This window comes from Brachyspira hampsonii 30446, assembly GCF_000316195.1.
Lineage (GTDB): Bacteria > Spirochaetota > Brachyspiria > Brachyspirales > Brachyspiraceae > Brachyspira > Brachyspira hampsonii_C.
In genome coordinates this window covers 1885369-1898484 of sequence record NZ_JH994111.1, presented here as the reverse complement: position 1 = coordinate 1898484, position 13116 = coordinate 1885369, and the positions used below count along the sequence as shown (strand labels likewise).

At 27.4% G+C, this 13116-nt stretch carries 14 protein-coding genes; 7 read left to right on the top strand and 7 right to left on the bottom strand.

Annotated features, from left to right (window positions below):
* Nucleotides 1-7: 7 nt before the first annotated feature.
* From rpsO to A966_RS12945, 5 genes are all read right to left on the bottom strand, one after another.
* Entirely contained in the window at nt 8-277 is a 270-nt protein-coding gene (rpsO, locus tag A966_RS12965; protein WP_008726355.1) for a 30S ribosomal protein S15, read from the bottom strand.
* Nucleotides 244-1179 carry a bifunctional riboflavin kinase/FAD synthetase gene (locus A966_RS12960; protein ID WP_008726352.1) on the bottom strand — a complete coding sequence of 312 codons (936 nt, stop codon included), beginning with the start codon at nt 1177-1179 and terminating at the stop codon, nt 244-246. The genes rpsO and A966_RS12960 overlap by 34 nt, the downstream gene beginning before the upstream one ends.
* A gap of 1 nt (nt 1180) precedes the next feature.
* Entirely contained in the window at nt 1181-2206 is a 1026-nt protein-coding gene (locus A966_RS12955; protein ID WP_039955681.1) for a hypothetical protein, read from the bottom strand.
* Between the two features lie 49 nt (nt 2207-2255).
* Entirely contained in the window at nt 2256-2633 is a 378-nt protein-coding gene (locus tag A966_RS12950) for an STAS domain-containing protein (RefSeq protein WP_008726348.1), read from the bottom strand.
* Between the two features lie 66 nt (nt 2634-2699).
* On the bottom strand, nt 2700-3692 hold the full coding sequence (locus A966_RS12945; protein ID WP_008726345.1) for an aromatic ring-hydroxylating oxygenase subunit alpha: 993 nt from the start codon (nt 3690-3692) through the stop codon (nt 2700-2702).
* Nucleotides 3693-4047: 355 nt separating this feature from the next.
* Between A966_RS12945 and ychF the strand changes: the two genes are divergently transcribed.
* Both ychF and A966_RS12935 read left to right on the top strand, forming a co-directional pair.
* On the top strand, nt 4048-5148 hold the full coding sequence (ychF, locus tag A966_RS12940; protein WP_008726344.1) for a redox-regulated ATPase YchF: 1101 nt from the start codon (nt 4048-4050) through the stop codon (nt 5146-5148).
* Between the two features lie 59 nt (nt 5149-5207).
* A complete protein-coding gene (locus A966_RS12935) occupies nt 5208-6458 on the top strand; it encodes a chloride channel protein (protein WP_008726342.1) in 1251 nt (416 codons plus the stop codon).
* Between the two features lie 22 nt (nt 6459-6480).
* Here the strand turns inward: A966_RS12935 and A966_RS12930 are convergent, their stop codons facing one another.
* Both A966_RS12930 and A966_RS12925 read right to left on the bottom strand, forming a co-directional pair.
* Nucleotides 6481-6981 carry a DUF2262 domain-containing protein gene (locus A966_RS12930; protein ID WP_008726340.1) on the bottom strand — a complete coding sequence of 167 codons (501 nt, stop codon included), beginning with the start codon at nt 6979-6981 and terminating at the stop codon, nt 6481-6483.
* A gap of 56 nt (nt 6982-7037) precedes the next feature.
* Nucleotides 7038-7676, bottom strand: coding sequence for a cytidylate kinase-like family protein (locus A966_RS12925; protein WP_008726338.1), 639 nt, complete (start codon nt 7674-7676; stop codon nt 7038-7040).
* A 196-nt stretch (nt 7677-7872) separates the two neighbouring features.
* On the opposite strand from A966_RS12925, the gene A966_RS12920 reads away from it, so the two are divergent.
* From A966_RS12920 to A966_RS12900, 5 genes are all read left to right on the top strand, one after another.
* Entirely contained in the window at nt 7873-8412 is a 540-nt protein-coding gene (locus tag A966_RS12920; protein ID WP_008726336.1) for a rubrerythrin family protein, read from the top strand.
* A 113-nt stretch (nt 8413-8525) separates the two neighbouring features.
* On the top strand, nt 8526-10055 hold the full coding sequence (gene rny / locus A966_RS12915; RefSeq protein WP_008726334.1) for a ribonuclease Y: 1530 nt from the start codon (nt 8526-8528) through the stop codon (nt 10053-10055).
* Between the two features lie 5 nt (nt 10056-10060).
* Nucleotides 10061-10876 carry a TIGR00282 family metallophosphoesterase gene (locus A966_RS12910; protein WP_008726331.1) on the top strand — a complete coding sequence of 272 codons (816 nt, stop codon included), beginning with the start codon at nt 10061-10063 and terminating at the stop codon, nt 10874-10876.
* 11 nt (nt 10877-10887) lie between these two features.
* The gene (locus tag A966_RS12905) at nt 10888-11931 is read left to right on the top strand and encodes a hypothetical protein (RefSeq protein WP_039955680.1); all 1044 of its coding nucleotides are present in this window, start codon (nt 10888-10890) and stop codon (nt 11929-11931) included.
* A 490-nt stretch (nt 11932-12421) separates the two neighbouring features.
* Entirely contained in the window at nt 12422-13111 is a 690-nt protein-coding gene (locus tag A966_RS12900; protein ID WP_008726328.1) for a hypothetical protein, read from the top strand.
* The last annotated feature ends 5 nt before the right edge of the window (nt 13112-13116 follow it).

The following is a 13116-nucleotide window of genomic DNA, read 5'->3' as shown; positions in this document are numbered from 1 at the left end:
AGCAAATTTATTTTCTTAATTTTAATCTTTGTATAAGATTTTTATAAGCTTCTATATCAGTTTTTCTCAAATAGTTAAGAAGTTTTCTTCTTTTAGCAACCATTTTAAGAAGTCCCATTCTTGAATGATTATCTTTAGTATGAGTTTGGAAATGACCTTTTAAATAAGTTATACGATTAGTTAAAAGTGCTACTTGTACTTCTGTAGAGCCTGTATCCTTTTCATTCTTACCGAATTCTTTTATTATTTTTGCTTTTTCGTCTGCTGTGATAGACATTGTTTTGTTCTCCTTTTGAAATATTTTCTTATCTTTTTTTCATCATTTTCTAATAATTTTTTAACTTCATTTATAGAGTTTACTTTAATATTATCTCTAATATATTTAAGTAATACAACAGTTATTTTTTTACCGTATATCATTTTAGAGAAATCTAATATATGGCTTTCTACTCTTAGTTCTTTATTAATATTGCTAATACCTATGAAAGTAAGAGCTTTATATACTGTATCAGAATTACCTATTCTTACAGTAGAACTGTATACACCCATTTTAGGTATAAAAATATTTTTAGGTATTTCTAAATTAGCAGTAGGGTAGCCTATTTTTCTTCCTAAGGCATTTCCATGAACTACCAATCCGCTCATAGAATATTCTCTTCCCAGCATTTTATTTACACTAACCACATCGCCATTTGAAAGAGCTTCCCGGATATTAGAGCTTGATATTTTATTTTTTTTATAATTCAGAAAATTTATAAAACTTACTCCTATACCGCATTCTTTAGAATATTTCTTTAGAAATGCTGAATCTCCCATTCTATCTTTACCAAATGCAAAATCAGCTCCTACAGCGATATGCTTCATACGATAATACTCTATGAGTTTGTCAAAGAACTCTTTAGCTTCCATTGTATAAAATTCTGGTAAAAAGTCAATAACAATTATGTAATTAATACCCATAGCTTTTATTAAGGCATTATTATCTTCAGTATTGTATATTGATACATTTTTCTTTTTGATAACTATTGCTATTGATATTAGATTATTTTTTTTAGCGTATTCGACCGTGTATTTGATGAGCTTTTGATGACCTCTATGTACACTGTCAAATTTTCCTATTGTTATTATACTATCTTTTTTTATAGGGAGTTTGCAAAAATCATTGATAATTCGATTCATTTTAGTGTTCTTTATCCGTTTCTAAATTATTAGCTGCTTTTTTATCGTTATTAAGAATTTTTTTCAAAGCTAATGATATTATTATTGTTATTAATGATGCTATAAATATATATAAATTCATATTCCAATAATTTACATTTCTTATTATTACTTCTAATAAGTTATGCTGTTCTATAGATATAGCAAATATTATTTTTATTATACCATATAATATAAAAGCATTAAGTATATTATGATAAACATACTGTCTGGAATTCAAAGATAGTCCCAACATATAAAAGGCAAACAGCATAATCCATAAATTAATAAATAATAATCCTATAGCATAAATGGGCATTTCTGTTAAAGTAATTATTTTTTGTAATGCTGCTATTACTGGGAATACTTCAAATCCGAAAATTATGTCTGCTGTAAAATTTGATAAATAATTTCCTATAGAGTTTCTGTTAAATATACTTGATGTCTTTTCTACTACTGAAGTACCGCTAATTTCTTTTACTTCATGTAAAGATATTTCTTTATCAGTAATATATATATAGTCCCCAATATATAATTTGCCCATTAATGTAGGATCTATTAATATTACATTTTTATAAGTATTATCCAGCAGTTTATATCCAACTTTTATCAAATAATTATCAATTTTAGTGAAATATCTTCCTGTATCATCTATAAATAATGAAGTTTTATCATTAAGTTCATTTCTAAGATAGTCTATATTTTTATTAAATGCCACTGTATAAGCAGGATATAATGTCATAAAGAAAGCGAGAATACCTATTACTATAATAGTAGATAAACTTCCTGTAAATTTATTTAAAGCTCCTATTATTATTATAGAAGAAATACCTGATACTATAAAAATAGCAAGGAAATAATGCTCCATCAAATTTTTTATTAAATCAATATTCATGTTTTGGTAAATATTATTAGTATCCATAACTTTAAATAAATATATACCAAAATACATTATAAAAAACACTATAAAGAAAAGTGTAAGTGAAACAAAATTCTTAATAATTTTCATGATTATATATTATATCTATAGAGAGAAAAATTCAAGTATAAAAATAAAATTAAGCTGATTTAATATCATTTAATATTCCAAAATTATAAAAAGCATTATCTATATTTTTAAAAGACTCTAAATAATTGGATAATTCCATAACATTATAATCATTTTTTACAACACCATACATATTTGCTAAAACTAAATCGCCTTTTTTATGTGATAACTCTCTTTTTAGTTCTATAAAATATTCCCATATCTCTTTTTCTATAAATAGACAATCGGATAAATCTAATATAATGCTGTTTATATCTTTTCTAATAAACTCTGAAAATAAATCTTTTATTTGGGGAAGATGCTCATCATATATATTATTATATAAAGATATAATAATAACAGAATCGTCTTTTATATAATAACTGCTTTCAAATGAAATATTTATCATGAGATTACTTTAACAAATTTCTCATTTTTAGTCAATGAATTTTTTTGAATTTTCTTTTATAAATATTTATATAGAAGAATTATTTTCCTTTTTTAGTTTATCTCTTGTACTTCTGTATATTATTATAGGTTTATCTCCTGATATTAATTTTTCTCCTTTCATACCAAGATAAGATTCGTTTTTAGATTGAGTTTTTACCACATTTTTATCTTGTTTTAATACAATATCTGAATATTTTTTGCCTATAAAGTTTATTATATTTTTTATAAAAGGAATATTCACTATTTTTTGATAGAACCTCATATATATAACAGTATTTTCATCATCAACAGGAGCAAATACCCCAAATATACGCATCTTTTCAAATATATAATTCTGCCAAGTATTTGGAAAATAAAAATATAAAAAATATTTAAAATCTTCTTTTTTCATTTCTGAGGCACTTAAAGCCTTTTGACCATTATCAATAACATTATTCACATAAAATTTTAATATATTATTATCCTCATCTAGCTCTGCTAAAGGACCATTAACAATAGTTTTATTTCCTCTTCCTATAGTGTTATGATGTACAAATGCTATATGCACTACATCAAGCTGATTTTCTATGCATCTTGTATAATGATTATTCCATTCATCTTTAATTGTAGAATATGAGAATTTCTTATCTTTCAAATCATCTGGAAACATTATTTTATCATTGATTTTATCTTTATCTCCATACCAAAGCCAAATAAACCCGTATAAATCTCTTACTTCATATCCTTCAACAAAGAAATTTTTATTAACCTCTGTATTTTTTCCATTAGCAGGGATCATTACTGTTTTACCGCTTTTATCAAACTGAAATCCATGAAAAGGGCATGCTATATTATTACCGCACACTTTTCCATGAGATAATGAGGCACCTCTATGACAGCATTTATCATCTATGCAGCATATATTGTTATTAGAATCTCTCCAAAATACTAGATTTTTATTTAATCTCTTAGCAAAAAGAGGTTTATTTTTCTTTACTTCTTTTGAATCTAATACTGCATACCACATATTATATATCATAGATGTATCCTAAATTTTTTATATATTGTTAATTATATATTGTTATTTTAATAAATAAACACTTTATAAGATGATTTACAAAAATGATAACAAAAAAGATTAATTATTTATAGAATATTTTAAATAATATTAATCAAATTATTTTTTGTATAAAAATATAGCGTATTTTTAAGTTATAAAATAAGCTTAAAATACACTATGATTTTTTATAATTATTTGATAAGATAAGATATATAAGAAAAAATTATAAATTAACAAAAATTTTTTATTATACTTTTTAATATACTTGTTATTAATATTTTTTAATATATAATATTACTACAAAAAATAATTTTTTATTTATAAGGAAACAATCATGGCTTTATCTATAGGAATAGTAGGACTTCCAAATGTAGGAAAATCAACACTTTTTAATGCTTTAACTAATGCCCACGCAGAAGCAGCTAATTATCCATTTTGTACTATAGATAAAAATGAAGCTACAGCTATAATAAAAGATGAAAGAGTTGATAAATTAGCAGCACTTTTCAAATCAAAAAAGAAAGTTTATAACACAACAACATTTGTAGATATTGCAGGACTTGTAAAAGGAGCTTCAAAAGGGGAGGGATTAGGCAACAAATTTCTTTCTCATATTAGAGAAGTTAATGCAGTGCTTCATGTTGTTCGTGTATTTGAAGACGGTAATATTACTCATATAGGAGATGTTGATCCTTTAAGAGATTTGGATATTATATTAACAGAACTCATGCTTGCAGATATTGAAACTGTTAATGCTAGAATGGAGAAGCAAAAAAAGATAGCTAAAGGAGCTAAAGTAAAGGCAGCAGAAGAGGAAGTTGCATTGCTTGAAAAGATACTTCCAGAATTAAATAATTTTAAGCCTGTATTTAGTTTAGATTTAACAGATACGGAGAAAGAAATATTAAAGCCATTATTTTTACTTACAGCAAAAAGTATGATGATAGGTGCTAATTTATCAGAAAATGAACTTGCAAACCCAGAGAAAAACTCTAATTATGTAACATTACAAAAATATGCAAATGAAAGAAATATTGAGTTAATACCTTTCAGTGCTAAAATAGAAGCAGATTTACAGGATTTGGACGAAGAGGAGAGATTAAGCTATTTAGAAGATTTAGGGGTTAAAGAATCAGGAGTTGCAAGGCTTACAAAGGCTGGACATAGATTATTAAAACTTTTAACATTCCTCACTTCTGGAGAAGATGAAACAAGGGCTTGGACAGTTAGAGAAGGTGCTTATGCTCCAGAGGCTGCTGGTGTCATACACAGCGACTTTGAAAGAGGATTTATCAGTGCTGAGGTTATAAACTGCGATAAACTTTTAGAGCTTGGAAGTTTTGTTAAAGCCAAAGAGGCTGGTGCTATAAGGCTTGAAGGAAAGCAGTATCTTATGCAGGAAGGTGATGTTGTTACATTCAGATTTAATGTTTGATTGTTAGAATTAATAAAAATCAGTAATAAACATATAAAATAAAAACAACTATTAGAACAATGAATATAAACTTTGAAATAAAATATATAAAACTTTTTGTATTATCAGCATGTATAGGTGCTGTTGTAGGGTTTATTGTTTCAATATATAGGATTGTATTGTATAGACTAAGTGTCAATGTGTTTTATGTTTCAAATTTTATATTTGACAGATGGTATTATCCTATACTTCTTTTTATATTTCTTATAGCTATGGGCTGTCTTATAGGCTATATATTAACTCAGTATCCGCAGATAAGAGGTGCTGGAGTTCCACAAATAAAATATTATATATCGCTTCATGAACCAAAAAATATATTTTTTGAAATTTTATTTAAACTTTTCGGCAGTATGATATCTTTTGCAAGCGGTATTTCATTAGGAAGAGCTGGTCCTTCTATGCATGTTGGTATGCTTGTAGGACTTTTCTTTCATAAATATTTTTCTAAATTATCTAAATATAGAAGGTATTTACTTGTTTCAGGTGCTTGTGCTGGAATGACTGCTACTTTCAGTGCACCTTTTACAGGAATTGCTTTTTCTTTTGAGGAGCTTGGCGAACAGAAAAACCATATAGTATTTGTATGCATAGTTTTTTCTTCAATAGCTTCAATATTGGTTGTGGAGCATATAGTTGGGCAGGGTTTTATACTTAATTTTGATTTGCCTAAAATACTTGAAGTAAGGCATTATATATCTATTCTTCCTTTTGGTATAATATGCGGAATACTTGCATCACTTTTAAACTTTCTTATGAATTTCTTTTCTAAGATGTATCAGAAAATTAAAAATGATATAATTCGTCCTGTACCTGCTTTTTTACTTGCTGGTTTTATGATAATGTTTTTTCCTTATGTTTTAGGCAGCGGTGATTTGCTTATAGGAAGTATTGTTAAAGATAAATTTTCTGTTTCTATGCTTTTTGTACTCATATTTGTTAAACTTTTTTATACCTCTGTATGTGCAACATCGGGTGCTGTAGGAGGAGTATTTTTTCCTACATTTATATTAGGAGCCTCAATAGGATCTGTATATGATATATTCCTTATTAAATATTTTCCAGATTATGCTGTATATGGAGATTTATTTATACTGCTTGGCATAACATCACTTATGTCTGGAATTACTAGAACTCCTATAATGGTATGTATATTAATACTAGAAATATCAAATTCTATTTCAAACTTTTCAGCTCTGGTAATGACGGCTATTATATCGTACATGGTTGCTAAAGTATTGGGGGTAACCTCTATATACGATCATAATGATTAATATTTTATTTGCATAACTTTTATTATCCAGCTATATCGCCGTATTCTATATTTCTTTCTCCGTCAATATATATTATTAATGAATGATGTTTAAAATAATCCGGCTCAAATAGTATATGGAGTGTGGTATCCGGTCTTGTTTCATCTTCATCAAAATCTATTAATATTGTATCTATATATATAGCATTAAAAAAATCTTCTTCTTTTATAGGTATTGTTATTAATTCTCCGGATTGATTTTTATATGTGTTTTCATCTATTTGTTCATTAGTTATTACCCATTCTTGTGCTAATTCCAAACATTGCTTATCTATAAGAAAATCTGTAACATTTTTTTTATGTTCATCAATCCATTTCAATATTTCATTTATTTTATCTATGTATTTTATAAGCATTTCAGATTTATTTGCTTCTTCTCCGAAATCTATTAATAATGATATTTTTTCATCATTCCATAAATCGCAGTCAGATTCATAAGAAAAGTAATCATTTTCATAAAAATCTTTTATAATTTTATTCTTCATAATATCCCCTTATTTGTAAATATTTATTTTTAAATATATTAATATATTGTTAATTTTCAAGTATTTATATTCTTTTTTTGGGCAGCATCTATTATTATATTGCATATATTTTCATCACTGAAATATCCGCTGTCTATTGTAAGATTATAATTAACCATATCTCCCCATTCCATACCGGTATAATATTTGTAATAATTAGATCTGTATTTATCCGTATTTATTAATTGAGTTTCTGCCTCCTCCATTTTTACTCCATATATTCCATATTCTTTTTTGATTCTTTCTATTCTGTTCTTATTATGTGCATGTATAAATACATTAAAGCATTTATGTTTTGTATTTTTCAGTATAAAATTAGCACATCTTCCTATTATTACACAATTTCCTTTATTTGCTATATCTTTTACAACTTCGCTTTGTATTTCAAACATTTTATCTAAAGTAGAGTATTTTATTTGTCCTGAGAAGGGGCTTGAAAAATGTTCTTTATGAAATGCACTAAAAAAAAGGTTATCATTAGTGAATTTTTCTTCCATATTTTCCAGATATTGTTTGTTCATACCTGTTTTTTTTGCTACTATTTCTATAAATTCTTTGTCATAAAAATTTATATTTAATTTATTCGCTATCAATTTTCCTATATTTCTTCCGCCGCTTCCGTACTGTCTGCTTATAGTGATAATAATATTATTCATAATAATCCCATTTTTAATTAATGTTTTTTATTATAATACAAAAAAAATTAATTCCATATTAATATATAGTAATTTTTGTATATTTTGGAAAAATGGTTTGATTTTTTTTGATTAATTGATATAATTTGCTTGGGAATATACTATTAAAAAATAATTATTCTTTTTAATATAAATACACAATTTGGAGGAAATAAATATGGCTGCTAAAACATTAGAAGAAGTTTTATATCAAATATTTCAAGGTGAATCAAATGCTGCAAATAGATATAGTTTATTTGGTAAAGCATCTAGCAATAAAGCTATTCAGAAAGTATTTTCAACAACATCATTGGCAGAGAAAATTCATGCAGAAAAAATGAGAAAGTTGGCTTTGAGAAGCGGATTAGATATGAGTAAATTTGTGCCTCAGCTTAATCCCGTTGAACCTGCAGGCGATAAAGAAAACCTAGAAGCAGGTATAAAAGGAGAGGTTTATGAATCTACTATACTTTATCCTCAATTAGCACAGGTTGCTATAGAGCAGAAAAATAAATTAGCTAGCGATACAGTAAATTCTTTGGGTAAAGTTGAAACAGAGCATGCTAAACTTTTCCAAGATATTATAGATAATTTCTTGAATAAAGACGGAGATGTTACTTTTTATCTTTGTCCTAGCTGCGGCAACATCTATAGGGATAAAGCTCCTGAAACTTGTGAAACTTGCGGCGGTTCAGGAAAAATGTTTCAAAAATATTAATAAAACAGCATTTTTTTTGTTATTTTTATAATTAATATATTATTGACTTTATAATAAATTTATGTTAATAATATAGTATTGTCAAAAATAATTTAAAATTAAAGAGGTGAACTATGAATCCATTAATAATAATCACCTCTGTTGTAGTTGCGTTTGTTTTTGGGTATATAACCCGTTTTGTTATAGCTAAAATAAAGCTCAATTCTACGGAGATAATAACACATAAATTGCTCCAAAGTGCAAGAGAGCAAGCAGAAAATGAGAGAAAGACTATACTTTCTGAGGCTAATTCTGAAATACAGAAAGAACGTAATAGGTTAGAAAGCGAGAATAGAGACAGGAAAGCTGAAATTCAGAAACTAGAAAATAGAGTGCTACAACGAGAGGCTAATATAGACAAGAAGTCTCAATATTTAGAAAATAAAGAGCATAATATTGAGAACAAAATGAAAAAAATAAAAGAGCAGGAGGATAAATTAGGTTTCGTTATACAAGAGGCAGAAAGAGAACTTGAGAGAATAGCGGGACTTACTAAAGAAGAAGCTAAGGCTGATTTGATTAAAAATATAGAGGAAGATGCCAAAAAATCTGCTACTAAAATAGTTGATAATATAGAGAAAAATGCTATAGAAACAGGAGAGAGAAAGGCTAGAGAAATTATAGTACAAACTATACAAAGACTTTCCAGTGAAGTAGCTCAGGAAAGTTCTGTAACTTCAGTATCTTTACCTAGCGAGGAAATGAAAGGAAGAATCATAGGAAGAGAAGGAAGAAATATCAGAATGCTTGAGACACTTACAGGGGTTGATATTATCATAGATGATACTCCTGAAGCTGTTGTAATATCATGTTTTGATCCTGTAAGAAAGCATATTGCCAAAGTTTCATTAGAAAAACTTATTTTAGATGGAAGAATACATCCGGCTAGAATAGAAGAAGTTGTTGAGAGAACTAGAAGAGAGGTTGAAGATTCTATAATGGAAGCCGGTGAAAATGCTATTGTAGATTTGAACCTTACTACTATGCATCATGAATTGATAAGACATATGGGCAGACTCAAATATAGAACAAGTTACGGACAAAATATGCTTGCTCATAGTAAAGAGGTTGCTAATATTGCTGCTATGATAGCTGCTGAAATAGGTGCTAATGTAGAAACGGCTAAGAGAGGTGCCTTTTTGCATGATATAGGAAAGGCTATAGAAACAGAGGGTGAGGGTTCTCATGCTATGAGCGGTGCTGATTTGGCTAAAAGATGCGGAGAAAAAGAAGAAGTTGTTAATGCTATAAGAGCCCATCATAATGATGTTGATACTCAGACTGTTGAAGCTGTAATAGTAAAGGCTGCTGATGCTATTAGTGCTGCAAGACCCGGTGCTAGAAGAGAATCTTTTGAAAGCTATATTAAGCGTTTGGATAATTTAGAAAAGATTGCTGATAGTATAGAGGGTGTTGAGAAGTCATTTGCTATACAGGCAGGAAGAGAACTTAGGGTTATGGCTAAAAGTGATATGGTAGATGATGTTCATGCTAAACAAATAGCAAGAGATATTGCTAAAAGAATAGAAGATGAATTGAAATATCCTGGTATCATTAGAGTTACTGTTATTAGAGAAACTAGAGCAGTTGAAGTTGCAAGGTAAATAAAATGTCTGTGAAAAATATATTATGTCTTGGCGATATTATAGGTGTTACAGGACGTTATGCTATTAGAAGGCATTTAGAAGAGATAAAATTAGAAAATAATATAGATTTTACAATAGCAAATGGGGAAAATGCTGCCAATGGTATAGGTATTACTAGAGATACAGCAGCAGAACTTTTTAATTCCGGTGTGGATGTGCTTACTTCCGGCAATCATATCTGGAATAATAGAGATGTTTTTGCTTTAATAGGAAATGAGCATCGTCTGCTTCGTCCTTATAATTATCCTAGTGATGCCCCAGGACTTGGCTACTATATATATGATATGTTGGATTGTAAGATTGGCGTGATTAATCTTATGGGAAGGACTTTCATGGAGGCATTGGATTGTCCTTTTAAAAAAGCCAATCTTGCAATTAAGCATATTAAAGAAAAAACTAATATTATATTTATAGATTTCCATGCAGAAGCTACAGCAGAAAAAATAGCTTTTTCATATTATCTTGAGGGGCAAGTTTCATGCATATTTGGAACGCATACTCATGTTCAAACTGCCGATGAAAAAATATTATCATCATACACTGCTTATATATCAGATTTGGGCATGTGCGGAAGTTATAATTCTGTTATAGGTATGAAAAAAGAACCTGCTATTGCTAGATTTGTTACCAAAATGCCTCATAGATTTGAAGTTGAAACTACAAGCCCTATGATTAATGGTATTGTGGTGCAAATTGACACTGCAACAGGTAAGGCTGTTTCTATTAAAAGAATTAATTTAGTTTATCATAATGATATTGTGGAAAGACAAGAAAAATAAGAGAGAATTTTATGGAAGAAAATGAGAATAATCCTAAAATTTTTTTCAGACATTTTTTTATTTTCTATATAAAAGTAGCGGTAATTCATACTTTAACTTATATAGTTTTTGGAATATTATTTTCCAATATGTTTGATTACAGCGGTATATATAGTAATGATATAGTATCTAATTTTATGAGAGGCTTTGAATCGCCTCTTACTGTTATAGGACCTTTTTTACAGCCTATAAGAGCAATATTCATAGCTATTGCATTATTTCCGCTTAGAAAAGTTATAGCTACCAAATTTGGTTGGTTTATAGTATGGCTTATATTCGTATGTATAGGCATTATTTCAGCACCTTCATCAGCACCAAGTTCTATAGAAGGTTTGATATACACTCAGCTTCCTCTTGAATTTCATCTGCATAATTTACCGGAACTTCTTATTCAGACTTTTTCTTTTTCTATAATACTTTGGGTTGTGGAAATGCTTCCTCATACTGAAAAAGAATTTTCAAGCAGAGTATTCTTTCTTAAATTATTATTTGCAATATTATATACTATGATAGGTATATTTTTAACTTCTATATGCGGAATAATTATAATGAACTTTTTAGAGTTGGATTATAATAATGCCAAATTAGATAGAGGTACTGTCTCATATTTGACTGCAATATCTATATTAACTATTATTATATCATATTCGTTTTCTGATAAAGTTTATAAAAATAAATTATGGCTTTTTCTTACCATTCCATTAATATTATTATTATATATACTTTTCCCTTATGGTTATAATTATTTATTTAATACTGTATATAATAATAATATGTCTTTGATACCTTATAGTTTGTCTGCTGTTTTAATGTCTATTATTTATTATCTTATTTTTGTAGTCATTTATGGAAAATTAAAAAATATTGCTAAAAAAACTTATTTTGAAGAAAAAAATGTTCCCGTATCTGACGATAAAGATGATTTGAAGGTAATAGAAATTAATGCTGATGATAATCAAGATGAAAACAAAGATGATATAAAATATATAGAACTTAATTCAGATGATGAAAAATAATATATTCTATATAATAAACTTGTTTCAAAATTACTTGATAGAATTATATATAAAAAATTATTAATTTATAAATTACAGAAAAAGTTTTATATATTGTATAAATTATCATTTAGTATATAAGTATGCAGTCTTTCATATTACTGATTTTGCATGTCGATGCCCACAAAAGAAGTGTGGTATTAAGTAAGCAGAGCATTGCATGGCTGTGTGCTTCGCAAGGCTAGTCTATACAAATCATAAATAAAATTAGTTTTGAAAAAAGTCTGATAAACTCTTTATAAGACATAAAATAAAAAATGTCCGATAATTCAGCAACAATAATATTAAAATGTAGTATTTTTTGTATTAAATGTATTATCAATATATTTAAAAGTTATTTTTTATATAAATTGTATTAAATTTATACTATATGCTGTATTTTTAACATTTACTTAAATATTTTTTGATGTATTATAAACTTATAAAGTTAAATTTTTAATTGAGTTAATTTATGAAAAAAATACTTTTTTGCTTATTATTGATATTTATAAATAGTTTATTTCTATTTTCAAAAGAAACTATAGAAAGAGATTTATCTTATAACCCAAACTTTAGTTCTTCAAAATTTAAAGATTGGCTTTTAGTTGCTACTTTCAGCGGTGACAATGTACCAACATTACAATTTGTAGATAAAACTGAAAATATGTATTGGGAGTCTTCTGATTCCAGCACAAAAGAATATGTATATAAGGGTAAAAATTCAAAAGCAGGTATATTCTTTATATCATCTATGACATACTATCAATACAGAGGATATAATCCTTTATATACAGCAAAAAGAAACAGAGAGAATTCTGATGCTATGAAACGTTTTTATTTCTATAGGTTTACAGGAAAGGGCGGCGGAATAATATCTTTAGATAATACTTTGGTTGCTGTAGATATATATACAAAATATGTATATATATATGGTGTTCCTGTGGAAGAAGATAAGATATTTGGAGTTGATGTACCTACAAAATGGGGACCTTCAGATACTGTAAAATATAAAGGTTCTATCATGCCTTTTTATAAGTATGATCCTGTTGGACATGTAATGGATGACGGTACTATTGTTTTATATGATTTTTATCTTGATTCATTTTTAGATAAAGAAAACAGATATCAGCCTCTTTACAACAGTAAATATATCTATAAATAATTTTT

Excerpts from the sequence above, each read along its gene's own strand:
- A966_RS12905 (WP_039955680.1), top strand. The coding sequence starts at position 10,888 with ATGGAAGAAAATGAGAATAATCCTAAAATTTTTTTCAGACATTTTTTT.
- A966_RS12955 (WP_039955681.1), bottom strand. The coding sequence starts at position 2,206 with ATGAAAATTATTAAGAATTTTGTTTCACTTACACTTTTCTTTATAGTG.
- ychF (WP_008726344.1), top strand. The coding sequence starts at position 4,048 with ATGGCTTTATCTATAGGAATAGTAGGACTTCCAAATGTAGGAAAATCA.
- A966_RS12945 (WP_008726345.1), bottom strand. The coding sequence starts at position 3,692 with ATGATATATAATATGTGGTATGCAGTATTAGATTCAAAAGAAGTAAAG.
- A966_RS12950 (WP_008726348.1), bottom strand. The coding sequence starts at position 2,633 with ATGATAAATATTTCATTTGAAAGCAGTTATTATATAAAAGACGATTCT.
- A966_RS12910 (WP_008726331.1), top strand. The coding sequence starts at position 10,061 with ATGTCTGTGAAAAATATATTATGTCTTGGCGATATTATAGGTGTTACA.
- A966_RS12920 (WP_008726336.1), top strand. The coding sequence starts at position 7,873 with ATGGCTGCTAAAACATTAGAAGAAGTTTTATATCAAATATTTCAAGGT.
- A966_RS12935 (WP_008726342.1), top strand. The coding sequence starts at position 5,208 with ATGAATATAAACTTTGAAATAAAATATATAAAACTTTTTGTATTATCA.
- A966_RS12960 (WP_008726352.1), bottom strand. The coding sequence starts at position 1,179 with ATGAATCGAATTATCAATGATTTTTGCAAACTCCCTATAAAAAAAGAT.
- A966_RS12930 (WP_008726340.1), bottom strand. The coding sequence starts at position 6,981 with ATGAAGAATAAAATTATAAAAGATTTTTATGAAAATGATTACTTTTCT.
- rpsO (WP_008726355.1), bottom strand. The coding sequence starts at position 277 with ATGTCTATCACAGCAGACGAAAAAGCAAAAATAATAAAAGAATTCGGT.
- A966_RS12900 (WP_008726328.1), top strand. The coding sequence starts at position 12,422 with ATGAAAAAAATACTTTTTTGCTTATTATTGATATTTATAAATAGTTTA.
- A966_RS12925 (WP_008726338.1), bottom strand. The coding sequence starts at position 7,676 with ATGAATAATATTATTATCACTATAAGCAGACAGTACGGAAGCGGCGGA.
- rny (WP_008726334.1), top strand. The coding sequence starts at position 8,526 with ATGAATCCATTAATAATAATCACCTCTGTTGTAGTTGCGTTTGTTTTT.